Origin of the sequence: Pacificoceanicola niger, from assembly GCF_048553275.1 — a bacterium.
Taxonomy (GTDB): domain Bacteria; phylum Pseudomonadota; class Alphaproteobacteria; order Rhodobacterales; family Rhodobacteraceae; genus Pacificoceanicola.
On record NZ_JBLZMW010000001.1, the window covers coordinates 243,963 to 270,204 of the forward strand.

A 26,242-nucleotide genomic window follows, 5' to 3' on the forward strand; every position below is an offset into this window, starting at 1 on the left:
CATGCTGACCAATTCCCTTGTTGAGCTGGACCGCCAGCACCTTGTTCATCCCGTCTCGTCGTTTCGTGGCCACGAAGCCCGCGGCGTGCGCGTTCTGAAATCTGCCAAAGGCGCAACCGTTACCGACGTCGAAGGCCGCCAGCTGATTGACGGCTTTGCCGGACTTTGGTGTGTAAACGCAGGGTACGGCCACGAAAGCGTGGTCGAAGCGGCCGCCGAGCAGATGCGCCGGCTGCCCTATGCCACGGGCTATTTTGATCTGGGGTCCGAAGCGCCCATCCGTCTGGCAGCCGCGCTGGCCGAGCGCAGCCCCGGTGATCTGAACCACGTCTACTTCACCCTTGGTGGGTCGGACGCGGTCGACAGCACAATTCGTTTTGTCCGCTATTACTGGCATGCCAAGGGCCAGCCCGAGCGGGACCAGTTCATCTCGGTGGAGCAGGGCTATCACGGGTCGACCACCATGGGTGCGGGCCTGACGGCATTGCCGGGCTTTCATGACGGCTTTGGCGTACCCTATGCTTGGCAGCATAAGATTTCGTCGCACTATCTCTATCGCAACCCACTGGGCGACGATCCGCAAACTGTCATCGACGCATCGGTTGCCGAACTGCGGGCCAAGGTGGCCGCGATCGGCGAGGACAAGGTGGCGGCATTCTATGTTGAGCCGATCCAGGGATCGGGCGGCGTTCTGGTTCCGCCCAAGGGCTGGATCAAGGCAATGCGCGATGTCTGCAAGGCGTTGGGCATTCTGTTCATTGCCGACGAGGTGATCACCGGCTTTGGCCGCACCGGTCCGATCTTTGCCAGTGCCGATGAAGGCATCGTGCCCGACCTGATCACCTGCGCCAAGGGGCTGACCTCTGGCTATGTGCCGATGGGCGCGGTGCTCATGTCCGACCACGTCTATGACACCATCGCCGACGGGGCAGGGGCCAAGGCCGTTGGCCACGGCTTTACCTATTCGGCGCACCCGGTGTCGGCGGCCGTCGCGCTTGAGGTTCTGGCGCTGTACGAAGGCGGCTTGTTTGAAAACGGCATCAAGGCCGGTGCGCGTCTGATGGCGGGTCTGGAGAGCTTGCGTGACCACCCGCTGGTTGGTGACGTGCGGGGACGCGGCATGCTGGCGGCTGTCGAGATGGTGACCGACAAGGACAAGAAGACCCCACTGCCAGCCGAGGTACAACCGGCAACGCGGCTCTTCGACCGCGCATGGGATCAGGGTTTGATCGTGCGCTCGTTCGCGCAGGGCATCTTTGGCTATGCGCCGCCGCTGTGCTGTACCGACGACGAGATTGATGCGATTGTCGAACGCACCCGGGCCGTACTGGATCTGACGTTGGACGATCCCGAAATTCGCGCGGTTCTGCGCTGATGGCGTTGCTGTTCCTCTCGACACCCGAGCGGGCGGCCGTCTGGGCCCCGATGTTCAAGGAGGCGGGTGAACACCTTGTCGTGGGAGAGGACGCGGTGAGCGATCCGGCCGAGATCACGCATTTGATGTGCTGGGTGCCGCCGAAGGATCTGCAGCGTTATCCCAACCTGAAGGTCGTGATCGGCTCTGGTGCCGGTGTCGACCAGATGCCGCGAATGCCTGATGGGGTGGCGCTTGTGCGAACCGTCGCGCCCGGCATTGAAGAGATGGTGCGCGACTGGGTGGTCATGTCCACGCTTATGTTGCACCGCGGTATGCCGCAGTATCTGAAACAGGCCGACGCGGGCCAGTGGACTGGCCACGACGTGCCCCGTGCGCGAGGCACGCGCGTTGGGATAATGGGCATGGGCCGCATCGGCACATTGGCCGCACGCACCCTGTCGCAGATGGAATTCGATGTGGTGGGCTGGTCCCGCTCGGGCCGAGCCGTGGACGACTTCGTGGTCTACGGGAATGACGGTCTGGACGACTTTCTGGCGCTGTCGGACATTCTGATCTGCCTGCTCCCGCTGACCGACGAAACGCGTGGTATATTGAATGCCGATTTGTTCGCCAAACTGCCGCATGGCGCGCATCTGGTGCACGCGGGGCGCGGCGCGCAGCTGGATATGGACGCGATGAAACAGGCGCTGGATACCGGCGCACTGACCTCGGCCATGCTGGACGTGACCAACCCCGAACCGTTGCCGGACACGCATTGGGCATGGGGCGATCCACGCGTGGTGATCACCCCGCACATCGCAGCAAACACTGACCACGCAGAAGGGGCACGTCATGCTCTGGCCGTGGTGCGCGCCAGCCGGGAAAATGCGGATCTGCCCGGCCGCGTGGATCAGGATCGCGGATATTAAGTGCAAAACAGGGTAACACAGGGAAATGCCGATGTTCTCTTGAATACAGTAGAATATGCCGTGCCCCGACATGAATTCGGCGTTTCTCGACCCCTGTTTCGGGTCAAGCTGACGCCAAGGAAAATCAAAGCCGGTCCCTTATAGACTGCCCGTATTCCGGACCGCGCCCCATGAACCCGCCGGGTTGGATCGCAAGGCAGTGCCGGAACGACGGCACATTGCTCCCGGGGCCTCTCTATTCGCGAAAAGGACATCAGCGATGGCGACGACCACAGATTTGAAACCTCTGACGGCCTTCAGTTATATCAGCTTCGATGTGGTCGGAACCCTGATTGATTTCGAAGGCGCGATCAAAGGCGGCCTTGCCGATATCGCTGCGAAAGAGGGCATTGATCTGAACGGTGAAGCGGCACTGGCCGTCTACCGCGATGCCCGCTACGAACCGGACGCGGGTCTGTTCCCGGACGATCTGGGACGGTGCTATGGCCGCATCGCCGCCGCGTTCGGCCTGCCAGACACGCCCGAGTACCGCCAGTCCATGGTCGATGCGGTGGGCGACGCCGACCCTTTCGCGGACAGCGTGGAAGCGATGGCGCGGCTGAAGGCGCGATACAAGCTCATCGCGATGACGAATGCCCGTCGTTGGGCCTTTGACAAATACGCAGCCAAGCTGGGCAATCCGTTCTGGGCCGGTTTCACCTGCGACGACACCGGCACGGAAAAGCCCGACCCATCCTTCTTCCATCACGTGTTCGATCGCGTTGCGATGGACGGCGGCACCAAGAGTGACATCCTGCACACCGCGCAAAGCCAGCACCACGACATCGGCATTTCGCGTGAACTTGGCATGACCAATGCATGGATCCAGCGCCGTCATGCACAGGACGGATATGGCGGCACGATCGAACCGGTTTCGTTCACCGAACCGGATTACCACTTTCATACGCTGATCGAGTTGGCCGACGCGGCCGACGCGGCATTCGGTGCATGACTTGAACCGTCCGAAGCGGCGCCAAGACCGCTAGGACCTCATTTTCACAACATCAGGGAAGCTCAAAATGACCAAGACCCCAACAAACTGGACCGGCCGCGATGACGCAGCGGTCGAAGAGATGATCCGCCGTGGTGCATCGCGCCGCGAGCTGCTGAAAATGCTGATGGCATCGGGTGTGACCCTGGCAGCCGGTGGATCGGTTCTGATGAACGCCACGTCCGCCGTCGCGGCAACGCCAACCACCGGTGGCAACCTGAAGGCTGCCGGCTGGTCGTCGTCCACCGCAGATACGCTCGACCCGGCCAAGGCGACACTGTCCACCGACTATGTCCGCTGCTGCGCCTACTACAACCGTCTGACGTTCCTGGATTCCAACGGTGACGTGCAGATGGAACTGGCTGACAGCATCGCTTCGAGCGACGCGCAGACCTGGGAAATCAAACTGAAGTCCGGTGTGCAATTCCACGACGGCAAGACGCTGACAGCGGATGACGTTGTTTATTCGATGAACCGTCACCTCGATCCTGCCGTCGGCTCCAAGGCAAATTCGCTGGCCAAGCAGATGACCGAAATCAGCAAGGTCGACGAGCTGACCGTGAAGATCGTTCTGGCCGAGCCCAACGCCGACCTTCCGACAATCCTGTCCCTGCACCACTTCATGATCGTCGCGGATGGCACCACCGATTTCAGCACGGCCAACGGCACCGGCGCGTTCATTAGTGAAACCTTCGAGCCGGGCGTGCGGTCGATCGGTGTCAGAAACCCCAACTATTTCAAGGCGCAAGGTGCCTATCTTGACAGCTTTGAATTCTTCGCCATTCCCGACAACAATGCGCGGGTTAACGCCTTGTTGTCCGGCGATATCCAGATTGCGGCGGCGGTCAACCCGCGCTCCTTGCGGATGATCGAGGGCAACGATGCGGTGCGCACCAACATCTCGACCTCCGGCAATTACACCAACCTGAACATCCGTCTGGACGTTGCGCCGGGCGAGCAGATGGATTTTGTCGACGGGATGAAATCGCTGATCAATCGTGAGGCGATCCAGAAATCGGTTCTGCGCGGCTTGGCGGAAATCGGCAACGACCAGCCCGTGTCCTCTGCCAACCGCTATCACAACCCCAATCTGGCACCGCGTGACTACGATCCCGAAAAGGCCAAGTACCACTTTGAAAAAGCGGGTCTTCTGGGGGTCGAAATTCCGATGGTGGCGTCGGATGCGGCCGGATCGTCGGTGGATATGGCCACGGTGGTCCAGCAGGCTGGCTCGCAAATCGGCATGAACCTGACGGTCGATCGCGTGCCGTCCGATGGCTACTGGTCGAACTACTGGCTGAAGTCACCGGTTCACTTCGGCAACATCAACCCGCGACCGACACCGGATATCCTGTTCTCGCTGCTCTACGCATCGCAAGCGCCGTGGAACGAAAGTCACTACAAGTCGGAGAAATTCGACAAGATGATGATCGAAGCGCGCGGCTCGCTGGATGAAGAGAAGCGGACAGCGATGTATTGGGACATGCAGGAAATGGTTGCCAACGAAGCAGGCACGATCATTCCAACCTTTATTTCCAACGTCGACGCCGTAACCTCCAAACTGGGGGGCCTCGAATCCAACCCGCTGGGTGGTATGATGGGCTATGCCTTTGCCGAGTACGTCTGGCTGAACGACTGATCGCCTGGCACGCCAAACCTGGGTCGCGCAGATACTGCGCGGCCCTTCAAACATTTTTCCAATCGATACGAGGTGCCTTTGACCCGATCTCTCCTGCCATACATTCTTGTCGCGCAAAGGCTTGGCATCGCGTTTCTGACGTTGATCGTCGTGTCGTTCGCCGTGTTTTTCGCAACTGCCATGCTGCCCGGCGATGTGGCCGAGATTTTGCTGGGTCAGGCGGCCACGCCCGAAGCCGTCGCCGGTCTTCGCGATGCGATGGGTCTGAACGAACCGGCGCTGTCGCGCTTTGTGCACTGGCTGCTGGGATTGGCCCGGGGCGATATGGGCACGTCCTATGTCAACAATATGGAGGTTGCCGACCTGATCGGTGGGCGGCTTCTCAATTCGCTGCGCCTTGCCGGTGTCGTGACGCTGGTGTCGGTGCCGATCGCACTGACGCTTGGGATCTGCGCGGCGATGTGGCGCGGGTCTATCTTTGACCGCGCAGTGTCCTTGCTGACGATCTCCGTCGTGTCGGTGCCCGAATTCATGGTGGCCACGTTGGCGGTGCTGATCTTTGCCGTCTGGCTGGGATGGTTGCCCGCGCTCAGCTATGGCGTTGAGCTTGACAGTTGGTCCGCCGTGCTGCGGGCCTACGCGATGCCGGTCATCTCCTTGTCGTTGGTGGTCTCGGCACAGATGATCCGCATGACCCGCGCGGCGGTGATCGAAACCATCAACACGCCCTACGTCGAGATGGCCCTGCTCAAGGGGGCGTCGCGGTCGCGCATGGTGCTGCGCCACGCGCTGCCCAATGCGCTGGGGCCGATTGCCAACGCTGTGGCGCTATCGCTGAGCTATCTTGTGGGCGGGGTGATCATTGTCGAGACGATCTTCAACTATCCCGGTGTTGCCAAACTGATGGTCGATGCGGTTTCGACCCGCGACCTGCCGCTGATCCAGTCCTGCGCCATGATCTTTTGCGTCAGCTATCTGTCGCTGATCACGCTGGCCGATCTGATTGCAATCCTGTCGAACCCGAGGCTCCGTTGATCATGACTGGTTCCGCGACAACCACCGCCGCCGAAAAGCCCGAAACGCCAGAAGGGCCCAAGTTCGCTTTCAACTGGGTGGGCCGTATCGGTCTGGCCGTGATCCTGTTCTGGGCCGTTGTGGCCGTTGCGGGCCCTTACATGGCACCTTATCCGCCGGGAGAGATCGTGGACTGGGACTACTTTGGTCCGGTCACATCCGAGTTCTGGATGGGCACCGATTATCTGGGCCGCGATATCTTTTCACGTATCATCATGGGCGCGCGCTATACCGTTGGCATCGCGCTGGCTGCGGTGACGCTGGCCTGTACCATCGGCGTGTTGCTGGGCATGGTCGCCGCCGTCGCCGGTGGCTGGTTCGACATGATCCTGTCGCGGTTTCTGGACGCCTACAACGGCATCCCGTCGTTGCTGTTCGGTCTGGTGGTTGTTGCGGCTGTCGGCTCATCGATCCCTGTCCTGGTTCTGACGTTGACGGCAATTTACATGCCGGGGTCCTACCGTTTCGCGCGGGCGCTGGCGGTGAACATCAACACCATGGACTTTGTCACCGTCGCCCGTGCACGGGGCGAGGGGACACCCTACCTGATCCTGCGCGAGATTTTCCCCAATATCCTTGGCCCGGTTCTGGCCGATCTTGGTCTGCGCTTTGTGTTTATCGTGCTGGTGTTATCGGGGCTGTCGTTCCTTGGCCTTGGTGTGCAGCCGCCCAATGCCGACTGGGGCGCGCTGGTGCGCGAGAATATCGAGGGGCTCAGCCTTGGGGCGCCTGCGGTTCTGTTTCCGTCGGTTGCCATTGCCTCGCTGACCATCTCGGTGAACATGTTCATCGACAACCTGCCAACCCGTATCCGTGACAGGAGCGAATGATGCCCCAGACACCAGACAATACGCCGCTTGTCAGCGTCCGCGATCTGAAGATCGGCGCGATCACCGACGCCAACCGCAAGGTCGAGATCATCAAGGGCGTCGATTTCGACATCGCACCGGGTGAAATCCTCGCTCTGATCGGGGAATCCGGTTCGGGCAAGACCACGATTGCGCTGTCGCTGATGGGTCATACGCGGCCCGGCTGCTCGATCAACGGCGGTCAGATCCGCATCGGTGACAACGACGTGACGGCGATGACCAATCGCCAGCGCGCGGCGATGCGCGGGACAGACGTGTCCTATGTTCCGCAATCGGCAGCGGCGGCGTTCAACCCGTCACAGCGGATCATGGATCAGGTGATCGAGATCTCGACGATTCACAATCTGATGCCAAAGGCCGAGGCCCGCGAGAAGGCCGTCGACCTGTTCCGTGCTCTGGCGCTGCCTGACCCCGACACCATTGGCGAGCGCTATCCACATCAGGTTTCGGGTGGCCAGTTGCAAAGGCTGTCTGCGGCGATGGCGCTGATCGGTGATCCGCGTCTTGTCATTTTTGACGAGCCGACCACGGCGCTGGACGTCACGACCCAGATCGAGGTGCTGCGCGCCTTCAAATCGGCGATGGCCGCAGGGGGCTGCGCAGGGGTCTATGTCAGTCACGATCTGGCCGTCGTGGCGCAGATTGCCGACCGGATCGTTGTGTTGCGCGGCGGCGAAGTGCAGGAAGTCGGAACCGCCGAGCAAATCCTGAATGCGCCCCGGAACGCCTACACCAAAGACCTTCTGGCGGCATTCGAACCGGCGGGCCGCACGCCACAGCCGATCTCGAAGGCGGAGCACAAGAAACCGATCCTTGAAGTTTTGAACCTGAACGCGGGCTATGGCACCATCCGCAACGGCGAACCCTCGATCAAGATCCTGCAGGATGTCAATTTCCGGTTGGAACAGGGCCGCAATCTGGGGGTGATCGGTGAATCCGGTTCGGGCAAGTCCACCCTGGCTCGCGCGATTGCCGGCATCTTGCCGCCCTATGGTGGCAGCGTTCTGGTCAATGGTCATGAACTGAAACCCGATCTTGCAAACCGGTCCAAGGAAGATTTGCGGCACACTCAGATTGTGTTCCAACTCGCGGATACCGCGCTGAATCCGGGACACTCGATCGCGAATATCATCGGACGTCCGTTGACCTTCTACCATGGTCTGCGCGGCAAGGCGCGCGATGCCCGCGTCATCGAATTGCTGGACATGGTCCATCTGCCTGCCACGATGCGACACCGCTTGCCGAGCGAACTCTCCGGCGGGCAAAAGCAGCGTGTCAACCTTGCCCGCGCTCTGGCGGCCGAGCCTGAACTGATCCTGTGTGACGAGATCACATCGGCGCTCGACACGGTTGTCGCTGCTGCCATCCTTGAGCTGCTGAAGGAGCTGCAAAGCGAGCTTGGCCTGAGCTACATGTTCATCAGCCACGACCTGTCCACGGTCGAGGCGATTTGCGATGACGTTCTGGTGATGCACAAAGGGGTCGTCGTCGAGGCGTTGCCTGCAAGCCAGATGTCAGAGCGTGCCACGCATCCCTATTCGCGGCTGCTTATCTCTTCGATCCCCAAGCTGGACACCGGTTGGCTTGCGTCGCTGGAACAAGACCCCGAACTGATCGCGCAATTTTCCGACCGGTAACGTGGTCTTCCGTTGCGCGGTCAGATCCGGTCTTCGAACAGATCGGTCAGCGGCAGCTGGGTTTTGACAAAGGGCGTCTTCATCACGACAAAACTGAAATACTTGTCGATTCCGACGCTGCGGTCGATCAGTGCTTCGATCACGTTTTGATAATCCGCGATCGACGAGGTGACGAATTTCGCCAGGTAGTCGTAGCCACCTGAAACAAGGTGGCATTCCACGCAGGACGGCACCTTTTCCAGCGCCTCCTGGAACCGTGCAAAGTCCACCTGGCGGTGGTTCTTGAGCGTGAATTCCGTAAAGACGGTCAGCGTATCGCCCAGCTTGGCCACGTCAATCTGGGCGGCATAGCCGACGATGTAGCCGGCCTTCTGCAGTTTTTTGACGCGCATCAGACAGGGCGACGGAGACAAGCTGACCAGATCGGCCAGCTCGACGTTGGTAATACGGCCATTGCGCTGCAGCTCGGCCAGAATCTTCAGGTCGATCCGGTCCAGCTTATAACGGCTTGTCATCTGCTATCCTTCGGAGTCTGAGCGCCTTGTCCGCCACTGTGAACGTGAGCGCCTGTTTATAGTCAACCGCATTCGACATGAAATGCTGTTTGCGGGGCAAAATCCGGCACATGTGATGGGGCGAGGTGGCGTAGGTCTTGGTGACAAATCGGAGAACCTCATGCCCGCACCGTTGATGCACATCGAAACACATGAAACCTTGCCGCAACACGCCGATTGCGTGGTCATCGGGGCCGGCATTGTCGGTGTCAGTGCCGCCTATTGGCTGTCGCGTGCGGGGATGCGCGTGGTGCTGCTGGAAAAGGGGCGTGTCGGTGCGGAACAGTCCAGCCGCAACTGGGGCTGGTGCCGCCAGCAGAACCGCGATGCCCGCGAGCTGCCGCTGTCGACCAGGAGCCTCGCGTTGTGGGAGAACATGGCCGAAGACATCGGTGTCGACCTGGGCTTTCGCCGGTGCGGATTGCTCTATCTGTCCAATGATCTGGCTGAACTTGACGGCTGGGCCAACTGGGGCCGCTTTGCGCGCGGCGAAGGTGTGGACACGCGCATGCTGAACAGCGCAGAGGCCACCGAACGCGGGCGCGACACGGGACAAAGCTGGCTTGGCGGCGTGTGGTCGCCGACCGATGGCATTGCCGATCCGTCGCGCGCGGCGCCATTGATCGCGCGCGGCGCCATCAAACACGGGGCCACCGTTGTACAAAACTGCGCCGCGCGCGGGATTGAAACCAGCGCCGGTGCGGTGTCTGCCGTGGTCACCGAGCGCGGCACGATCAGGACACAGCAGGTTGTGCTGTCCGGGGGCGCCTGGGCGGGCAGTTTCCTGCACCAGTCTGGCATCTTCTTCCCCCAGGCCTCGGTGCGCAGCTCGATCCTGTCGCTCAACCCGGTGCCCCGGAGTTTGCCCGATGCGCTGCACACCGCGGCGGCCTCGGTCACACGGCGGCATGATGGCGGGTATACCGTGGCGGTGTCCGGGCGCAGCCACTTCGATCCGACCATGCGGATGATAACCGGCGCAAAGCACTTTCTGCCGATGCTTGCCAAACGATGGAAATCCCTGTCGCCCGGCGGGCTTCAGGCGTGGAAAGCTCGGTTCGAGACGCGCGCCATCTGGGCGCTGGACGAGCAGACACCGATGGAGCGCACCCGTATCCTTGATCCGCGCCCGTCCAAGGCGCATGTGGACGAGGCCCTGCGTCACGCCCGCGCCCTGCTGCCCGCGCTGAAGGGTGTCGAGATGCAGCAAAGCTGGGCAGGTTACATCGACAGCACCCCGGATGGCGTGCCTGTGATTGATTCCGACATCGGTATTCCGGGTCTGACGCTGGCCGCTGGCCTGTCCGGCCACGGCTTTGGCATCGGGCCGGGGGTGGGGCATTTGGTGGCGGATCTGATCCTCACTCGCCAGCCGATCACCGAAACCGCACAATACAAGCTGAACCGCTTCGATCAGTCCCAATGGGGCAAGGTGTCGAAATTCTGAGATCACGCCGCAAACCGTTTGATGTCAAAGGGCGCCAGCGGCGTCTCGCAGGTGCCTGTCGCGATCAACTCGGCCATCGCATCGCCGACGCCGGGGCCAAGCTGAAAGCCGTGGCCGCAAAAGCCGAAGGCGTGAAACAGACCCGGCGTGGTGCCCGAGGCACCCATGACAGGCAGGTCGTCCGAGATATAGCCCTCGCAGCCGGACCATTGCCGGATGACCGCGACTTCGCGCAGGGCGGGCAACAGGCGGACAACGGTTTTCAACTGCTGCGGCAGCAGCGCCGGATTCGCCTTGGCATGGCCTGTCTTCGGATCGACGGGCCTGCGGGGCACACCGCCGCCAAAGACGACATTGCCGCGTTCGACTTGCCGCAGATAAGCGCCGCTTTCTTGCGACCACATGCCGACAACCGGCAAGATGCGGTGGGGGAGCGGTTCGGTCACGCCCATTTGCGGGCCATGCATTGTCAGCGGTACGTCTTCCCCGAATTGCGCGGCAATCGCTTTGCCCCACGCACCGGCGCAGTTCAGAAGCATCGCGCTTTCGAGCAGGCCGTGGCTGGTTTGCACGGCAAACCCCGTGTCGGTCCTGGCGATGGACTGCACTTTGGTATGCGGCAGAACAGTTACCCCCATCCGCGCGGCGGCATCGGCAAAGGCAGGCGCGACAAGGCGCGGATTGGCCGAGCCGTCCTGCGCAGAGTAAGACGCGCCAATAGCATCGGCCCCCAGCCCGGGAAAGCGGCGGCGCAGCTCGGCGGCGTCCAGCACCTCCAACGGCAGGCCCCATGGGGCGGCAGCCTCGGCAAAGCGCCGCATGTCGGCGTGGCTTTCCGCGTCGAAAATCAGCCGCAGGTGTCCGGTGGCGCGAAATTCCACGTCACGGTGCAGCAGTGTTTCGGATTGACCCCACAGCGCACGGGACCGGTGCGCGAGCGGCAGCTGTGGCAGAAACCGGCCGGTACGCCGGATGTTGCCGAACGACGCCGTGGTCGCTCCCGCGCCAATGGCATTTGGGTCGAGCAGCGTGACAGCGATGCCGCGGCGGGCAAGGAAAAAGGCGGCACTTGTGCCCATCAACCCTCCGCCCAATACGATCACATCCACAGCGCGCCCCTTCTTGATCCGACGTATCGAATAGCAAAGCGTACGGATCGCATCGCGTCAAAGATCGGATATGGTATGCAGCATAAGTCAAACTTATGGATTCGTCATGCGCGCACGACAGCTTGAAGTCTTTACCGCCGTGATGCGGGTGGGCACGGTGACGGGCGCGGCCCAGTTGCTGAACATATCGCAGCCTGCACTCAGCCAGATCCTGATGCATTGCGAGGACGAGCTGGGCTTCAAGCTGTTTGACCGGGAGAAGGGAAGGCTGCGCCCCACGGCCGAGGCTCTGGAGATCCACGCCGAAGCCGAGCGGCTGTTCGCGGGCCTTGAAGGGTTGCGTCGCAAGACGCAGGACCTGCGGCTGGGGCAGGCCGGGCTGGTGAGGGTCGCGGCGTCGGTGCCGCCTGCGATGTCATTGCTGCCCGATATCCTGTCGCGCTACCGCACCCGCCATCCGGATGTATTGCTGCGCTCGCACGTGGCCCCCATCGGGTCGCTGGTTGCGCTGTTGCGGGCTGGGGATGCCGCGATGGCGATGGCGATGGATGACCAGATGACACCCGACATTGCAGTCGAACGCCTGGGCCTGACAACCTTTTGCTGCCTGCTGCCGAAAGCACATGCGCTCGTGTCTCAAGACAGCGTCTCGTTTGCCGATCTCCAGGACGAGACCGTGATTTCCTACCGTGCGCCGACCCGACCCCGCGAGGAGCTGGACAACGCAGCCCGCCGGCAGGGCCGGGTGTTTTCCGCACAGCTTGAAATAGAGGTGTCCATTTCCGCCGTGGGCTTTGTGCAGGCCGGATTGGGTGTGGCGGTGGTTGATGATCTGCTGCCGTGGCGCCAGTTCGAAGGGGTCACGACGCGCCCGCTTGAAGGCGGTCCTGATCTGCCGCTGTCCTTGTTGACGCTGGCGGACAAGACGCTGTCGCGCGCCGAAGAAGGCATGCGCGACGAGATCCGGACGCTGTGTGCCGAACGGTTGCCCTCGATCCCATAAGTCCGGCTTATGGACCGCCCCTGCATGGGTCTTGGACCCGTGGCGCTGTTTCTGATGGGTTGCGCATGAACGCATCGCACCTCGAAAGGACGTTATGATGGATGGCGGAACCCACCCCAAAGCTGATTGGAAGATCGGCGTCGACATTGGCGGCACGTTCATGGATTTTTGCGCGCTCGATACGGTTTCGGGCCGTGTTGCATCGCTCAAGGTGCTGACAACGCCGGATGATCCGGGCGCGGAGCTGCTGGACGGTATGCGCCTCTTGGCCGAGCGCGAAGGGCTCGACCCGGCAGCGGTCACCCGGTTTGTTCACGGCACCACGGTCGGGATCAACACGATCATCCAGCGCAAGGGCGCCAAGCTGGCCTTGGTCACCAACGCCGGCTTCGAAGACGTGATCGAACTGGCGCGGCTGCGCATGCCGGATATGTACTCGCTGTTCTGCCACCGGCCGGACCCGCTGGTTTCCCGCGACATGGTGTTTGGCGTACCGGTGCGGATGCGCGCCGACGGATCGCAATCGCTGGCCCCGGATGCAGCCGCGATCGCAGAGGCCGCGCGTGAGGCCAAAGCCGCAGGCGTCGACGGCGTGATCGTCGCCCTCTTGCACAGCTGGCGCGACGCGGCTCAGGAAGCAGCGGTGAAGGCGATGATCGAAGCCGCCACGCCGGACATGTTTGTGTTCACCTCCTCCGAAGTGTGGCCGGTAATCCGCGAATACGAACGCACATCGACCGCGATTTTGAACGGTTACGTGCACCCCCGTGTTGCGGGCTACCTGACCGCGCTGGAAGACCGCCTTGATGCGCAGGGCGTTCCGGCCAAGGCGTTGCTGACGCGGTCCAACGGTGGGTTGATGAGCGCGGGCCAAGGGCGGCGCGATTGCGTTTCCATGCTGCTGTCGGGCACGGCATCGGGGGTCATCGGTGCCTCCTGGCTGGCGCGGCAGGCGGGCGAGGCGCGGGTGCTGACGCTTGATATCGGCGGCACCTCGGCGGACTTCGCGCTGATCGTCGACGGCGAGGTGCAGTATGGCACCGATGAGCAGGTCGGTGAATTCCCGCTGCATATTCCGTCGGTCTCGGTCAGCTCTATCGGCATCGGTGGCGGGTCGATCGCGACGCTGGATGGGCAGGGTGTGCTGCGTGTCGGCCCTGAATCCGCCGGATCGAACCCGGGGCCTGCGTGCTATGCGCGGGGCGGGATCCGTCCGACAGTGACCGATGCGCTGGCCGTTTGCGGATGGCTGGGGCATTCGGACATGGCCTACGGCCAGTTGACGATGGATGTGGCATTGGCGCAGCAGGCGGTCGCCACGATCGCCGACCAACTGGGCCGCGGCATCGAGGAAACGGCGCAGGCCATCATCGACATCGCGGTTTCGGAAATGTTCGTCGAGGTTGAAAAACTGTCGTCGCGCGCGGGCGTCGATCTGCGTGACTTCGCCTTGATGCCGTTTGGCGGCGGGGGGCCTATGCTGGGCGCGTTTCTTGCGCAAGAGCTGGGCATGGCCCGCGTGATCGCGCCGCGCCGTCCCGGCGTGGTGTCGGCGCTGGGCGGGCTTGTTGCCGACCTGCGCGGCGATTTCATCCGCACGGTCTATGCGCCCTTGGACGAGGCCGCCCTGCCACAGTTGAGGTCGGAGTTCGAGGCATTGGCCGAGGAGGGCCGCGCGTGGCTCTCGGTCCAGGGGTTTGACGGCACACCCGATCTGCGGCTGTCGGCAGACATGCGGTATGCGGGTCAAAGCTTTGAAATCGAGGTGGCCCTGTCCCCCGACTGGCTGGATGGGACGCAGGCCATCGCGGCGGCGTTTCACGAGACGCACAAACGCATTTACGATTTCGAAGACCCCGAAGGAAGGATCGAGCTGGTCAATCTGCGCCTTTCTGCACTGGGCGGCGGGCCAAAGCCGGAATTTCCCGTAACCCGGGCCGCAGAGGCGCAGGCCAAGGCCGACCGTCACGTGCCGGTCTGGGTCGACGGCTGGCGCGACGTGCCGATCTATGACCGCGCCCGGCTGGGCGGGGGCGCAGTGTTCGAAGGGCCCGCGATCGTCGCCCAGGAGGACACGACCTTTGCCGTGCCACGGGGCGCACAGGCGCATGTCGATGCCCATCTGAACATTCATCTTAGCCTCGCGGAGTGACATCATGTCTGACCAAATGACCCTTCAGGTTCTGGCGAACCACGCCCGCGCCGCTGCCGAAAACATGGCGCATACCCTGCACCGCACCGCGCATTCCGCCTTCGTGAAAGAGACGCAGGATTTTACCGTTCTCCTGATGGACAGGATCGGTGACACGTTTTCCGTTCCGATGGACTTGGGTGCCACGTGGTATCCCGGTCTAAGCCACCGGTCGGCGATCGACATGGTCGACGATTATCGCCCGGGCGATGTGGCGTTCACGAATGATCCCTATTCCGGCAATGTCGCGACCCACACACCCGATACGCACCTGTGGCGTCCAATCTTTGCCGGGGACGATATCGTGGCCTTCGCGGGCGGGCACATCCACAACACCGATATGGGCGGCGCTGTGCCAGCATCGCTGTCGCGCTCGCTGACCGAAATTCACCAGGAGGGCATCCGGTTCCCCCCGATGAAACTGGTGAACGAAGGTGTGTTCGATCAGCAGATCCTGCGCATCATGGAAACCAACGTGCGCAAGCCTGCGCTGAACATCGGTGACATCAAGGCCCTGGCCGGTGCGCTCGCCACTGGCGAACGCAAGGTGCAGGCGATGATTGCGCGCTTTGGCAAGAGCGGATTCCTGCAGGGTGTCAGCGCCCTGATGGATCAATCCGAAGCGCAAGCGCGAGACATATTGTCGGCCATTCCGGATGGCGAATACGTCTTTGCCGATTATGCCGACGAAGACAGCGACGAGGCAAACCCTTGCCGCCTGAAGCTGACGCTGCGCATCACCGGCGACAGCGCCGTGCTGGATTTTACCGGGTCCGATCCGCAACTGGCGTCGTCGCTGAACGTGCCTTCGGGTGGGAATCCGCGCCACACCATCCTGTTGGTGGGGGTTTACTATGTGCTCTACACGCTCAACCCGCGTCTATTGTTGAACTCAGGGATGACGCGGCCTTTCACCTGCATTGCGCCCGAAGGCACGGTGCTGAATCCTGTGGAACCCGCGGCGGTGGGCATGCGCTCGCTCACCTGTGCGCGGCTGCGCTCGGTGATCTTTGGTGCGTTCAGTCAGGCCATTCCTGACCGGATGCCCGCTGCGCCCGCCGGAAACAACTGTATCGTCAATGTCATGACACGCGACGAGCGCACGCAAAAGACGGTGATTGCGGCGGTCAATCCGGTGGTCGGCGGCGGCGGCGGGATGCCGCACCGCGATGGATCGAACGGGTCGGGCGCGGATGCTGCCTACCTCAAGAACACCCCCATCGAGATCACCGAGACCGAGGTGCCGGTCGAGTTCGTCAAATACGGTCTGGCCCAGGACAGCGGCGGGGCAGGGTATTGGCGCGGGGGGTTGGCGACGGAAATGGCGTTCAGGGTTTTTGCCCCCGACACACGCATCACCGCACGCAATCGCGACCGCTCCTTCTTTCGCCCCTGGGGGGTGTTGGGCGGCCATGCGGCGGGATTGTCCGACATGATGATCAACCCCGGCACACCGCAGGCGCGGCCGCTGGGCAACGTCGACACCGCGATTCTGGAGCCGGGCGATGTGCTTGAAATCCGCTCTGCCGGAGGCGGCGGACGGGGTGATCCGTTGCTGCGTCCCACGGCGCGGGTCGCGCGGGATGTGGTGGGCGGCTATGTCTCGGTCCAAGCGGCGCGCCGCGACTATGGCGTGGTGATCACCGATGGTGTGGTCGACGAAGCGGCCACCACGGCCTTGCGCGCCACCATGACGCCCCACATCGGGCACTTCCACTTCGGCCCCGAACGCGAAGGCTACGAGGCGCAATGGACCGATGCCGCATACGATCTGCTCACGCAGATTCTGGCCGACCTGCCGATCCACTGGCGCTTCTTCACCAAGACCGAGATTTTTCGCCGGATGACGGGACGCGCGGGGCCGGACGGGGTCGCTGCTGCCTTTGCAGAGGTGTGCGAGCGGTTCCCCGCATTGCCGCACGACGCCCCGCGACAGGAGGCCGCCGAATGACAGGACGGCTTGTCCGGTTGGCCGAGGCATCGCGCGCGACGGTGTCGTTTACATTCGACGACGCTGTGCTGGAAGGGCTGCAGGGGGACACGGTGCTGACCGCAATCCTGATGTCGCGGCCCGCCCTGCGACATGCGGAATTCGGCCCCGAAGAACGGGCCGGTTTCTGCCTGATGGGGGCCTGTCAGGACTGTTGGATATGGCAGGACGATGGCCCGCGCCTGCGGGCGTGTTCGACCGAATTGAAGGCCGGGATGCGGCTGCGCTCGACCCCTCACGCAAGTTGGCCTGCAACAGGGGATGCGCCATGACGCGGGTGTTGATCGTCGGAGCGGGTCCTGCAGGCATTCGCGCGGCGGAGCGGTTGGTGGCAGCCGGTTTGCACCCCGTTGTCGTCGATGAGGGCGCCCGCGCGGGTGGTCAGATCTACCGCCGTCCGCCCGCGGGGTTCACACGGTCCCCACGGACGCTTTACGGGTCCGAGGCGGAAAAGGCCGTTGCGTTGCACCGCCGCTTCGACGCCATGCTGGATGCGGGCCATCTGACCCATCACGCCCGCAGTTCCGTCATCGCGCTTGCTGGACAGGCGGCGCAGGTGCTGGGGCCGGACGGCGTGCAGCCGGTTGCCTATGACAGGCTGATCCTTGCGACGGGAGCAACCGACAGGCTGGCCCCGGTCCCGGGCTGGCAAAGCGCGGGCGTCTATTCCCTGGGGGCCACGCAGATTGCGCTGAAATCGCAAGGCGTGGCGCTGGGGCGGCGGATTGTTCTGGCGGGGTCCGGCCCGCTGCTGACGCTGGTCGCGTTTCAGTTGCTCAAGGCCGGAGCGCAGATTTCCGCAGTGCTGGATACCGCACCGATCTCCACGCAGGTATCGGGGGGCGTTGGTATGGCGTTGGCGCGCCCGTTGGTGACACTGCGCGGTGCGGCCCTGCGCGTGCGGCTGGGGCGGCTCTATCACGCAGGGGTCAAGCTGACGAAGATCGTGTCGGATGGCACCGGGCCGACTGCGGTCCTCTGGCAGGATGCCAGGGGACGCGAGCGCAGCAGCCCGTGCGATATGGTGGGGCTGGGCTGGCATCTGCGGGCAGAGACGCATTTGTCCGATCTTGCCGGTGTATCAATGGCTTGGGACTCCGGATTTCAACAATGGCTACCGCAAACGGATGCCTTTGGCCGTGCCGGTGATGGCGTCTATCTCGCGGGCGACGGGTTGCAGATATTGGGCGCGGATGGTGCGGAACTTGGCGGCAAACTGGCCGCGAGCGCCTGTCTGGACGACCTCGGTCTGCCAAGCTCCGACACCCGCCGCCTTCTCAAAGAGCGGCGCAGGATGCAGCGCTTTGCCGAGGCCATGCAGCGCGCCTTTCCATGGCCTGCGCAGATGGTGCGGGCGCTGCCCGCCGATACCGTCCTGTGCCGCTGCGAAGGGGTCAGCGTGGGCGATCTGAAGGCGGCGGTGCCGCTGTCAGGTCCGGAGGCGAACCGCGCCAAATCGCTGTCTCGCGTTGGAATGGGACGCTGTCAGGGGCGCTATTGCCAGCTTGCCGGGGCGGAGGTTCTGGCGGCGAGCTCGGGCGTGCCGGTGGCGCAGATCGGGCGTCTGCGTGGGCAACCTCCCGTGCGCCCCGCGCCCGTCGCGGCCTATCTCGACAGGGGCGCAGACTGACGCCGCAAAATAATCTGCTGCGATGCCCGGTTTGATGGCGGAAGATGCCGGGCAGGCGGAACATTCGGCACCTCCTTGTCCAGACGACAGGCGATTGTGTCCGCAATTCCTGCAATACGAGGTGCCCGATGTCCTTTGCCTATGACCCAAGCGGTCTGACCCTGCCTGCCGCACATTTCATCGGAGGCGCGTATATCGCCGGACCTGCATCGATCCGTGTCTTGTCGCCATCCACAGGCGCGACCATCGGCGCAATCCCCTGCGCGGATGCGGATGTGGTTGATCACGCGGTGAGCACCGCGCGCCGGGCCCTGGCCACGTCAAACTGGGGCGGGATGGAGCCCCGCGACCGGACCCGCGCCTTGTGCGCCTGGGCCGATCTCATGGAGGCCGAAGCCGAAACGCTGGCGGCCTTCGAAGCGGTCTGTTCGTCGCGCCCATTTGCGCAGGCAGTGACCGGTGACATCGTGGTGACGGCAGAGCAAATCCGGTTCTTCGCGGAATTCGCGGACAAGGACGGCGGGGCGCTGGCGCCCGTTTCGGATGGGCATTTCGGCTATATCGCGGATGAACCCTATGGCGTGATCGGCGCGATTACCCCGTGGAATTTCCCGATTTCGATGGCGGGTTGGAAACTGGGGCCAGCGTTGGCCGCAGGCAACGCCGTGGTCTTGAAACCCTCCGAGATGACTCCCTATTCGACCCTGTTCATGGCCGAACTGGCGGTTCGCGCGGGCATTCCGGCGGGTATTGTCAACGTGGTGCTGGGCGACGGGCCGACCACGGGGGCCGCCATCACCGGCCATCCGGGTATCGACAAGGTGTCCTTTACGGGATCGACCCGCGCGGGCGGTGCCATCATGGAGAACATCGCACGCACCGGCATCAAGCCGATGACGCTGGAACTGGGCGGCAAGAGCCCGATGGTGGTTTTTGCCGATGCCGATCTGGATCTGGCGGCGGAGTGTCTCGACCGTGGGATCATGTCCAACGCGGGCCAGGCCTGCGTGTCCGGATCGCGGATGATCGTGGCGCATGAGGTGGCCGACGAACTGGCCTCCAGGCTGACCGAGCGTTTTGCGCGATATCGCCCCGCCAACACCTTTGCGTCCGAGCCCGGATTTTCCCCGATCATTTCCCAAACTCAGCTGGGCCGCATCGACAGCATCGTGCAGGCCTCCGCGGGGCAGGGCGCGGACGTGCTGTGTGGTGGCGCGCGGTTCGACCACGAAGGCAGCTATTACCAGCCAACCCTGATCACGGGGGTCGATGCCGCCAACGCAGCGGTGCGGGAGGAGATCTTTGGCCCGGTGGCGACCTTCCAGACTTTCCATTCGGAAGGCGAGGCCATGGCACTGGCCAGCCACGAAACCTATGGCCTGTGCGCGGGCCTTTTCACCCGGGACCTCAGCCGTGCCATGCGGCTGACACGCAGGCTTGCGGCGGGCACCGTCTGGGTCAATCGCTATGGCCGCTCGCGCAATCACATCCTGCCCACGACCGGCTGGAAATCCAGCGGGTTGGGCCACGATCTCGGGCGCGAAGCCTATCACGCCAACCGGCGCAAGAAATCGGTGCTGATCGACCTGTAAGCGCGTTCACGCATCACCAAGGAGACTGACATGACATCCTACAAACTCGCGCTGATCCCCGGAGACGGCATTGGCGTTGACGTGACCGATGCGGCGATGGCCGTGCTGGGCGTGGCGGCCCGCCGCTTTGGCTTTGCGCTGGCAACGCAGACTTTTCCGTGGTCCTGCGATTATTACCTGAAGACCGGCGCGATGATGCCTGCGGACGGGATCGAAACCCTGCGCGGCTTTGACGCGATCTATCTTGGGGCGGTCGGCTGGCCTGATACCGTGCCGGATTCGGTGTCGCTGCACGGGCTGTTGCTGCCGATCCGCAAGGCGTTTGATCAATACGCCAACATTCGCCCCCACCGTCTGCTGGCCGGGGTCGAAGGGCCGTTGAAGGCGTCAGCATTCGACATTCTTTGCATCCGCGAAAACACCGAAGGCGAATATTCCGGTGCGGGCGGCCGCGTGCATCAGGGCAAAGCCAACGAGGTCGCCGTTGAAACCTCCGTCTTTACCCGTGTCGGCGTCGAACGCATCTTGCGCTTTGGGTTCGAGCAGGCGCAGGCCCGGCGCAAACACCTGACCTCGGTGACCAAATCGAACGCGCAGAAATACTCGATGGTGTTCTGGGACGAGGTCACGCGCGCCTTGGCCGCCGAATACCCCGACGTGACCGTCAGCCACATGCACATCGACGCGATGGCCGCCAAGATGGTGATGAACCCCCAGGAACTGGACGTGGTGGTGGCGTCAAACCTGTTCGGTGACATCCTGACCGATCTGGGCGCCGCCATTCAGGGGGGGCTTGGTTTTGCCGCGTCGGCCAATATCTGCCCCGACCGGTCCGGCCCATCAATGTTCGAACCGGTCCATGGATCGGCCCCTGACATTGCAGGCAAGAATATTGCCAACCCGATTGCCGCCATCTGGTCCGCTGCGCAGATGCTGGAGCATCTGGGCGAAGCAGACGCCGCCGCCGCCGTGCTGGACGCGATCGAGGCCGCGACCGGCAAGGGCATCGGCACACGACAGGGCCAGAACACAACCGACGAAATCACAGCGGCCATCTGCGCTGCGTTGGAGAGCTGACCATGACTGTTCACGACACAATGATCCCCGACCTGCGCAGCATCCTCGCTGATTCCGATCTGTTCCGAGAGGCGGCCTTGATCAACGGCGGCTGGATTGTCCGCGCCGATATGCCCGTGACCAACCCGGCAACGGGGGGCGTGATGGGCCATATGCCGGACTGTACGGCGGATGAGACCACAGCGGCCATTGCCGCCGCCGAAGAGGCGATGAAGGGCTGGCGTGCACGCACCCACGCCGACCGGGCCGATATGCTGATGCGCTGGTATCAGCTGATGCTGGATCACGCCGATGATCTGGCGCAAATCCTGACCGCAGAGCAGGGCAAGCCACTGGCAGAGGCCAAGGGCGAGGTCATGTATGGCGCATCCTTTGTACGCTGGTTCGCGGAAGAGGCGCGGCGGATCAACGGCCATATCATCCCGTCACCGGTTGCGGGCAAGAAGATCTTCGCCATGAAGGAACCGGTGGGCGTTTGTGCCATCATTACCCCGTGGAATTTTCCCATTGCGATGATCACCCGCAAGGTTGCGCCGGGACTGGCGGCGGGCTGCACGATGGTTGTCAAACCGTCGGATTTCACGCCGTACTCCGCGCTGGCGCTGGCTGTGTTGGCCGAACGTGCGGGCATTCCCGCCGGTGTGCTGAACATCCTGACGGGCCGTCCCGAGGTGATCGGTGCGACGCTGACCGCGTCCAGCGTGGTGCGCAAGCTGTCTTTCACCGGCTCGACCCGTGTGGGCGCGCTGCTGGCGGAACAATGCGCCCCGACGCTGAAGAAGATGTCGCTTGAGCTTGGCGGCAATGCGCCGCTCATCGTCTTCGACGACGCAGATCTGCATGTGGCGGTCGAAGGCGCGATGCTGTCAAAGTTCCGAAATGGCGGGCAAACCTGCGTTTGTGCCAACCGCATTCTGGTGCAATCGGGCATACACGATGCCTTTGTCCGCGCGCTGGCGGCCCGTGTCGACGCGCTGAACGTCGGTCCGGGCACGGCAGAGGACACAATGATCGGCCCGATGATCAACGACGCGGCGATTGCGAAGATCAACGCCCATGTTGACGACGCTCTGTCCAAAGGCGCCAGCCGCGCGACAACGGCCCGTGACCTTGGCGCACAGTACGCCGATCCCGTGGTACTGATCGGCGCCACGCCCGACATGCGCCTGGCGACGGAGGAAACCTTTGGCCCCGTCGCCCCGATCTTCAAATTCGAGACAGAAGCGGAGGCGCTGGAGCTTGCAAACGGCACGCCGTTTGGTCTGGCGGCGTATTTCTTCACAACCGACATGGCTCGCGCGTTCCGCTTTGGCGAAGGATTGGAAGCGGGTCTTGTGGGGTTGAACACGGGCGCTGTCAGCCATGCGGAGGCGCCGTTCGGGGGCGTGAAGACCTCGGGTCTGGGCCGTGAAGGCGCACAGGAAGGGATAGACGAGTATCTCGAAACCAAGGCGTTTCACTTTGGCGGTCTGGATGCCTGAGCAGGATTGGCCCGTGATCCGGCTTTGAAGCCGGGGCCGGGCCATGATCCGCTGCGCGGTTTGACCGCCTCCCGCCCCTGTGCAGGATCGGCCTCGGCGCGCATGCCGCCGAGGGCCTCCGGTCGGAGCCGGTGTGCTTTTCTTTGACTGCGGGCATTATCTCTTGCAACACTGGCGCATATACCCGACGTGTGGAGGCGGGAAACCGGGTTGAGCAGGAGTGAACCGTGCCAGAAACGGCGGAACAGATTGCTGCCCTGCCTCTGCGCTGGAATACGGCTGGTGAGCTGAAAGTGCTGATGGTCACCTCGCGCGATACCGGCCGCTGGGTCATGCCCAAAGGCTGGGAAATGGACGGCAAGAAGCCCTGGCGGGCCGCTGAAATCGAGGCCCTGGAAGAGGCCGGAGCCAAGGGGTATATCTCGAAAGATATCATCGGCACCTATGGCTACAAAAAGCGCCTGACCAAGGACGAGTCTGTCTGGTGCACCGTGCGGGTCTATCCGATGATCGTGGAAAAGCTCAAGCGCGACTGGAAGGAGCGCCACCAGCGCAAGCGCCACTGGTTCACGCCCGAAAGCGCCGCCGCCCGTGTCCATGAAGAGGCGCTCGCCGAATTGTTGATCGGTCTTGAGCGCAAGCCCAAGAAAGACCCGATTCTCAAAGCGTTGTTGAAAAACGCCCGCTGAGCGCCCCGGATCCTCGCACGGCTCAGTCCACGGGCAGGCCACTGGGCACCCGGCCCGGCACCCCGGGCGGCCGGGTTTGGGCCCGCGCACCGGTCAGTGCGTGCAAAAAGGCCTCCAGCGCGTCGATCTCCGCCTCGCTGAGCGGCACCACGGGCACGTCGATCCGCGCGTCCTGCCGCGCCAGCTCCAGCCGGTCATCCGCAAGTACGAAGTCGTATTCGTCCAGCCATGGCACCGCCGGCAGCGCGGCCATCTCCGGTCGCCAGGCGGCGCGCATCGCCTGCGCATCCGCCATATGCCGGATCATCGTCCGCAGCGTCGGATAAGCGCCATTGTGCCCATATGGCGCGGTCAGGGCGACATTGCGCAGCGACGGCGTGCGGAAGCGGTAGGCGTCTTCGAGCAGGTCGGTCTTGTTCATCCGCCCGGTGTCGCGCGGCTGCAGATCATGCGCCCGGGTCCGTCCGGGGCCGAACTGGGGCAGCCCCGCCGCGTGGAAATCCTGATCGCTGAACAGCGGACCGTTGTGGCAGGACACGCAATTGGCCCTGCCAAAGAACAAAACCCGCCCGGCCTCTGCCGCCGGGGGCAGGGGCGCGCCATCGCGCAGCCAGGCGTCATACGGGCTGTCATAGCTCTGGAACGCCGTCCCGATGAAGGCCGCCAGCGCATTGGCGATCTCGACGATTGTGACATCTTCAGGGGCGTTCACCTGCTCGAAGGCCGCCACGAAAAGCGCGCCATATTCGGGAATGCTCCGCACCCGTTTGGCGATGATCGGCCAGGCCTCGTGCACCAGCGGACGCACCGCGCCGCTGATCTCGTTCTCACCCGGTTGTCCGGCCATTTCCGCATCCGAGGTCATGGGAAACAGCGCCTGTGCCGCGAGAATCGAATTCAGCCCCTTTGGCAGATACTCCCGGGCGGGCGTGTCGAACTCCCAGTCTTCGTAATCCGTGGCCTGCACGCGCCCGTCGTGGAACAGCACCCGCACATCGCGATGCCCGAGATTCCAAAGCGCCGGGGCGTTGCGCGGAATGCGCTTCTTTACGGCGGTCTCGGACGTGCCGGGGGTCCGCTCCGGCCCCAGTCCGACGCCGCCTTCGCCGATCCCAAGGCTGAGGCCGTCGGTGCTGCCGTGTTTGGGGTGGTGGCAGGTCGCGCAGCTTATGTTGCGATTGCCTGACAGAATCTTGTCATGGAACAGCAATTCGCCCAGACGGGCTTGCGCCGCATCGAAAGGCAGGAAATCCTCGGCGTTGATGGGGTCGGCCCGCAGGGGCACTGCGCTCGCCATCAGCAGAAGGAAGCCCAAAGCATGCCCCGCAATCCGCTTGCCGCCCTTGCCCTTGTCGCCGCGCTTTGCCTCCCTGTGCCCGTGTTCGCGGGGATGCAGGCCGCGCGCGATCTGATGGAGGCGGGGCACTTCAAGGAAGCGCGCGCCGCGCTCATGCCCTACGCCATGTCCGGAAACGCCGATGCCGAAGAACTGATCGGCGTGATGTACGCGCTCGGCCTCGGGGTGGAACAGGACCACATCCGCGCTTTCGACTGGTATCTGCGCAGCGCCATGAAGGGTCACGCCGGGGCGCAGTCGGGAGTGGGCTGGTACTATGAGCTTGGTCTCGGCATGCCCGCGCCGGATCTGGTGCGGGCCTACCTGTGGTACAGGCTGAGCACCATCGGCGGCGACCCTGACGCGGCGCTGTCGGTCGCGGAGGTGATCAAGAAGATGAGCAAGGCAGAGATTGAAAAGGCGCATGAGCTTGTCGATGACTATGAGGTCTGGATGTATCCGTTTCAGTGAGCGGGAGCCGGTTCGGGCCGCCCGGCAAAGAGTGCAGCAATCGGGCCGGGTAATCTACGGTTCTTGCTGTATTTCCATCTGAACCGCGCGGGTTTCGGTGCGGTTTCTTGTGGGCAAAGGCCGCGCGGGGGCGTGGCCTTGCGCGCCTTCGGGGCGATGCAGGGCAGGAATTTTCCGACGGCCTTGCCCTTGGCCCCAAGCCGCAGGGCGCTGCGGAAAACGATTTCTCCGGAGCGGTTCCACAGATTGCGCCGGAGTGTCATGGGGCGGTTGTATTGCTCGCGGGATGTCGTGTCTGTACGGAGTGCAACCTTTGGAGACTGCAACGAAATCTGGCCTCGCTTTTGCCTGTGTCCTGGCACTGACGACCGCGCCCTGCCATGCCGACTCCGGCTACATCTGACTGGATGATACATCCATGCCGGACCGCCCGCTGGCCCTGTCGCTGTGGTATCCGTCAGATGAGGCGGCCACCGGGGAGATTGGCGGCATGCTGTCTTCATGGCTACGCCTGCGGTGCGCAATGCCCCGCCCCCAGCGCAGCCGCTGCCATTGATTGTCCCGTCTCACGGCGGCCTGCGATCGGCAGTGGATTCCGGGGCATGGCTCGACGCCGCTCTGGCCGAAGCCGGAGGGCTCGTGGTCGAAGTCAACGCGCCCCGGCCCCGGGACGCATCGCAGGCGACCGCGGAAATCTGGCAAGGCCCGACCGACATCAGCCGCACACTCGACAGCCTTCTGGGCAGCGCCGACTGGGCAGGCCGCATCGACCCCGGCCGGATTGCGGCTGGTACGCGGCGCAGGGCATTGATCACGAAACAACCGATCTGGATCGCCTGACACAGGCTTTCCGCGATCCCCGCCTCGCCGCCGCCGTGGCGCTGGCGCCGGAGTATTTGGCCGCGTTCGATCGGCAGAGCGCAGACAGTCCCACGCTCCTGGTCGAACTGGGCGGAGCGGGCCCCGGCTTTGATGCTTTCGGGGTCTGCACCGAGGCCGGGCCGACCATTCTGAGCGAAGACGGCGGAGATCCGGCGCTTTGCGGGGCGTCAGCGGAGGCACGGATTGCGGCGCACCGCACGATTGCCCAGAGAATAATCGCGTTCCTCAAGGAAAACGATCAGCTCTGACTGGGGA

At 63.4% G+C, this 26,242-nt stretch carries 24 protein-coding genes; 20 read left to right on the top strand and 4 right to left on the bottom strand.

Features of this window, described 5'->3' with window-relative positions:
* Position 1 precedes the first annotated feature (1 nt).
* From ACN2XU_RS01195 to ACN2XU_RS01225, 7 genes are all read left to right on the top strand, one after another.
* Complete coding sequence (locus tag ACN2XU_RS01195) at positions 2–1,375, top strand: aspartate aminotransferase family protein (RefSeq protein ID WP_419408553.1); 1,374 nt, start codon at positions 2–4, stop codon at positions 1,373–1,375.
* Positions 1,375–2,286: a 2-hydroxyacid dehydrogenase gene (locus ACN2XU_RS01200; protein WP_419408554.1), complete on the top strand. Its 912-nt coding sequence runs from the start codon at positions 1,375–1,377 to the stop codon at positions 2,284–2,286. Before ACN2XU_RS01195 ends, ACN2XU_RS01200 begins: the two co-directional genes overlap by 1 nt.
* Positions 2,287–2,545: 259 nt before the next feature.
* Complete coding sequence (locus tag ACN2XU_RS01205; RefSeq protein ID WP_419408555.1) at positions 2,546–3,277, top strand: HAD-IA family hydrolase; 732 nt, start codon at positions 2,546–2,548, stop codon at positions 3,275–3,277.
* A 67-nt stretch (positions 3,278–3,344) separates the two neighbouring features.
* Positions 3,345–4,955, top strand: a complete 1,611-nt coding sequence (locus tag ACN2XU_RS01210; RefSeq protein ID WP_419408556.1) for an ABC transporter substrate-binding protein — start codon at positions 3,345–3,347, stop codon at positions 4,953–4,955.
* Positions 4,956–5,033: 78 nt separating this feature from the next.
* Positions 5,034–5,990, top strand: a complete 957-nt coding sequence (locus tag ACN2XU_RS01215) for an ABC transporter permease (RefSeq protein ID WP_419408557.1) — start codon at positions 5,034–5,036, stop codon at positions 5,988–5,990.
* Between the two features lie 2 nt (positions 5,991–5,992).
* Positions 5,993–6,859 carry an ABC transporter permease gene (locus tag ACN2XU_RS01220; RefSeq protein ID WP_419408558.1) on the top strand — a complete coding sequence of 289 codons (867 nt, stop codon included), beginning with the start codon at positions 5,993–5,995 and terminating at the stop codon, positions 6,857–6,859.
* A complete protein-coding gene (locus tag ACN2XU_RS01225; protein ID WP_419408559.1) occupies positions 6,859–8,535 on the top strand; it encodes an ABC transporter ATP-binding protein in 1,677 nt (558 codons plus the stop codon). Before ACN2XU_RS01220 ends, ACN2XU_RS01225 begins: the two co-directional genes overlap by 1 nt.
* A gap of 20 nt (positions 8,536–8,555) precedes the next feature.
* On the opposite strand, the gene ACN2XU_RS01230 is transcribed toward ACN2XU_RS01225, so the two are convergent.
* Positions 8,556–9,050, bottom strand: a complete 495-nt coding sequence (locus ACN2XU_RS01230) for an Lrp/AsnC family transcriptional regulator (RefSeq protein WP_419408560.1) — start codon at positions 9,048–9,050, stop codon at positions 8,556–8,558.
* A 160-nt stretch (positions 9,051–9,210) separates the two neighbouring features.
* Between ACN2XU_RS01230 and ACN2XU_RS01235 the strand changes: the two genes are divergently transcribed.
* Positions 9,211–10,536, top strand: coding sequence for an NAD(P)/FAD-dependent oxidoreductase (locus tag ACN2XU_RS01235; RefSeq protein WP_419408561.1), 1,326 nt, complete (start codon positions 9,211–9,213; stop codon positions 10,534–10,536).
* A 2-nt stretch (positions 10,537–10,538) separates the two neighbouring features.
* Here the strand turns inward: ACN2XU_RS01235 and ACN2XU_RS01240 are convergent, their stop codons facing one another.
* Positions 10,539–11,645 (bottom strand): NAD(P)/FAD-dependent oxidoreductase, encoded by a 1,107-nt coding sequence (locus ACN2XU_RS01240; RefSeq protein WP_419408562.1) that lies wholly within the window; start codon positions 11,643–11,645, stop codon positions 10,539–10,541.
* Positions 11,646–11,751: 106 nt separating this feature from the next.
* On the opposite strand from ACN2XU_RS01240, the gene ACN2XU_RS01245 reads away from it, so the two are divergent.
* From ACN2XU_RS01245 to ACN2XU_RS01285, 9 genes are all read left to right on the top strand, one after another.
* Positions 11,752–12,648 carry a LysR family transcriptional regulator gene (locus ACN2XU_RS01245; protein WP_419408563.1) on the top strand — a complete coding sequence of 299 codons (897 nt, stop codon included), beginning with the start codon at positions 11,752–11,754 and terminating at the stop codon, positions 12,646–12,648.
* A gap of 97 nt (positions 12,649–12,745) precedes the next feature.
* A complete protein-coding gene (locus tag ACN2XU_RS01250; RefSeq protein ID WP_419408564.1) occupies positions 12,746–14,800 on the top strand; it encodes a hydantoinase/oxoprolinase family protein in 2,055 nt (684 codons plus the stop codon).
* Positions 14,801–14,804: 4 nt separating this feature from the next.
* On the top strand, positions 14,805–16,790 hold the full coding sequence (locus tag ACN2XU_RS01255) for a hydantoinase B/oxoprolinase family protein (RefSeq protein WP_419408565.1): 1,986 nt from the start codon (positions 14,805–14,807) through the stop codon (positions 16,788–16,790).
* Positions 16,787–17,101, top strand: coding sequence for a (2Fe-2S)-binding protein (locus tag ACN2XU_RS01260; RefSeq protein ID WP_419408566.1), 315 nt, complete (start codon positions 16,787–16,789; stop codon positions 17,099–17,101). Before ACN2XU_RS01255 ends, ACN2XU_RS01260 begins: the two co-directional genes overlap by 4 nt.
* Complete coding sequence (locus tag ACN2XU_RS01265; protein WP_419408567.1) at positions 17,098–18,459, top strand: FAD/NAD(P)-dependent oxidoreductase; 1,362 nt, start codon at positions 17,098–17,100, stop codon at positions 18,457–18,459. The genes ACN2XU_RS01260 and ACN2XU_RS01265 overlap by 4 nt, the downstream gene beginning before the upstream one ends.
* 128 nt (positions 18,460–18,587) lie before the next feature.
* The gene (locus ACN2XU_RS01270) at positions 18,588–20,051 is read left to right on the top strand and encodes an aldehyde dehydrogenase family protein (protein ID WP_419408568.1); all 1,464 of its coding nucleotides are present in this window, start codon (positions 18,588–18,590) and stop codon (positions 20,049–20,051) included.
* A 30-nt stretch (positions 20,052–20,081) separates the two neighbouring features.
* On the top strand, positions 20,082–21,128 hold the full coding sequence (locus ACN2XU_RS01275; protein ID WP_419408569.1) for a tartrate dehydrogenase: 1,047 nt from the start codon (positions 20,082–20,084) through the stop codon (positions 21,126–21,128).
* 2 nt (positions 21,129–21,130) lie between these two features.
* A complete protein-coding gene (locus tag ACN2XU_RS01280; protein WP_419408570.1) occupies positions 21,131–22,609 on the top strand; it encodes an NAD-dependent succinate-semialdehyde dehydrogenase in 1,479 nt (492 codons plus the stop codon).
* Positions 22,610–22,836: 227 nt separating this feature from the next.
* Positions 22,837–23,298 carry an NUDIX hydrolase gene (locus tag ACN2XU_RS01285; protein WP_419408571.1) on the top strand — a complete coding sequence of 154 codons (462 nt, stop codon included), beginning with the start codon at positions 22,837–22,839 and terminating at the stop codon, positions 23,296–23,298.
* A 22-nt stretch (positions 23,299–23,320) separates the two neighbouring features.
* On the opposite strand, the gene ACN2XU_RS01290 is transcribed toward ACN2XU_RS01285, so the two are convergent.
* Complete coding sequence (locus ACN2XU_RS01290; RefSeq protein ID WP_419408572.1) at positions 23,321–24,613, bottom strand: cytochrome-c peroxidase; 1,293 nt, start codon at positions 24,611–24,613, stop codon at positions 23,321–23,323.
* Positions 24,614–24,616: 3 nt separating this feature from the next.
* Here ACN2XU_RS01290 and ACN2XU_RS01295 point away from each other — a divergent pair, with 3 nt between their 5' ends.
* Complete coding sequence (locus tag ACN2XU_RS01295) at positions 24,617–25,105, top strand: tetratricopeptide repeat protein (RefSeq protein ID WP_419408573.1); 489 nt, start codon at positions 24,617–24,619, stop codon at positions 25,103–25,105.
* Here the strand turns inward: ACN2XU_RS01295 and ACN2XU_RS01300 are convergent.
* Positions 25,099–25,368 (bottom strand): hypothetical protein, encoded by a 270-nt coding sequence (locus ACN2XU_RS01300; protein WP_419408574.1) that lies wholly within the window; start codon positions 25,366–25,368, stop codon positions 25,099–25,101. The two genes, ACN2XU_RS01295 and ACN2XU_RS01300, sit on opposite strands and share 7 nt — an antisense overlap.
* Before the next feature lie 238 nt (positions 25,369–25,606).
* On the opposite strand from ACN2XU_RS01300, the gene ACN2XU_RS01305 reads away from it, so the two are divergent.
* Together ACN2XU_RS01305 and ACN2XU_RS01310 are read left to right on the top strand one after the other, a co-directional pair.
* On the top strand, positions 25,607–25,945 hold the full coding sequence (locus ACN2XU_RS01305) for an alpha/beta hydrolase (RefSeq protein ID WP_419408575.1): 339 nt from the start codon (positions 25,607–25,609) through the stop codon (positions 25,943–25,945).
* A gap of 56 nt (positions 25,946–26,001) precedes the next feature.
* Positions 26,002–26,235, top strand: a complete 234-nt coding sequence (locus tag ACN2XU_RS01310; protein WP_419408576.1) for a hypothetical protein — start codon at positions 26,002–26,004, stop codon at positions 26,233–26,235.
* The last annotated feature ends 7 nt before the right edge of the window (positions 26,236–26,242 follow it).

What these genes read in the sequence shown, in the direction of transcription:
- ACN2XU_RS01200 (WP_419408554.1), top strand. Translation starts at nt 1,375, where the DNA reads ATGGCGTTGCTGTTCCTCTCGACACCCGAGCGGGCGGCCGTCTGGGCC.
- ACN2XU_RS01220 (WP_419408558.1), top strand. Translation starts at nt 5,993, where the DNA reads ATGACTGGTTCCGCGACAACCACCGCCGCCGAAAAGCCCGAAACGCCA.
- ACN2XU_RS01210 (WP_419408556.1), top strand. Translation starts at nt 3,345, where the DNA reads ATGACCAAGACCCCAACAAACTGGACCGGCCGCGATGACGCAGCGGTC.
- ACN2XU_RS01305 (WP_419408575.1), top strand. Translation starts at nt 25,607, where the DNA reads ATGGCTACGCCTGCGGTGCGCAATGCCCCGCCCCCAGCGCAGCCGCTG.
- ACN2XU_RS01225 (WP_419408559.1), top strand. Translation starts at nt 6,859, where the DNA reads ATGCCCCAGACACCAGACAATACGCCGCTTGTCAGCGTCCGCGATCTG.
- ACN2XU_RS01230 (WP_419408560.1), bottom strand. Translation starts at nt 9,050, where the DNA reads ATGACAAGCCGTTATAAGCTGGACCGGATCGACCTGAAGATTCTGGCC.
- ACN2XU_RS01205 (WP_419408555.1), top strand. Translation starts at nt 2,546, where the DNA reads ATGGCGACGACCACAGATTTGAAACCTCTGACGGCCTTCAGTTATATC.
- ACN2XU_RS01245 (WP_419408563.1), top strand. Translation starts at nt 11,752, where the DNA reads ATGCGCGCACGACAGCTTGAAGTCTTTACCGCCGTGATGCGGGTGGGC.
- ACN2XU_RS01280 (WP_419408570.1), top strand. Translation starts at nt 21,131, where the DNA reads ATGACTGTTCACGACACAATGATCCCCGACCTGCGCAGCATCCTCGCT.
- ACN2XU_RS01295 (WP_419408573.1), top strand. Translation starts at nt 24,617, where the DNA reads ATGCCCCGCAATCCGCTTGCCGCCCTTGCCCTTGTCGCCGCGCTTTGC.
- ACN2XU_RS01260 (WP_419408566.1), top strand. Translation starts at nt 16,787, where the DNA reads ATGACAGGACGGCTTGTCCGGTTGGCCGAGGCATCGCGCGCGACGGTG.
- ACN2XU_RS01255 (WP_419408565.1), top strand. Translation starts at nt 14,805, where the DNA reads ATGTCTGACCAAATGACCCTTCAGGTTCTGGCGAACCACGCCCGCGCC.
- ACN2XU_RS01300 (WP_419408574.1), bottom strand. Translation starts at nt 25,368, where the DNA reads ATGACACTCCGGCGCAATCTGTGGAACCGCTCCGGAGAAATCGTTTTC.
- ACN2XU_RS01265 (WP_419408567.1), top strand. Translation starts at nt 17,098, where the DNA reads ATGACGCGGGTGTTGATCGTCGGAGCGGGTCCTGCAGGCATTCGCGCG.
- ACN2XU_RS01275 (WP_419408569.1), top strand. Translation starts at nt 20,082, where the DNA reads ATGACATCCTACAAACTCGCGCTGATCCCCGGAGACGGCATTGGCGTT.
- ACN2XU_RS01270 (WP_419408568.1), top strand. Translation starts at nt 18,588, where the DNA reads ATGTCCTTTGCCTATGACCCAAGCGGTCTGACCCTGCCTGCCGCACAT.
- ACN2XU_RS01250 (WP_419408564.1), top strand. Translation starts at nt 12,746, where the DNA reads ATGGATGGCGGAACCCACCCCAAAGCTGATTGGAAGATCGGCGTCGAC.
- ACN2XU_RS01235 (WP_419408561.1), top strand. Translation starts at nt 9,211, where the DNA reads ATGCCCGCACCGTTGATGCACATCGAAACACATGAAACCTTGCCGCAA.
- ACN2XU_RS01195 (WP_419408553.1), top strand. Translation starts at nt 2, where the DNA reads ATGCTGACCAATTCCCTTGTTGAGCTGGACCGCCAGCACCTTGTTCAT.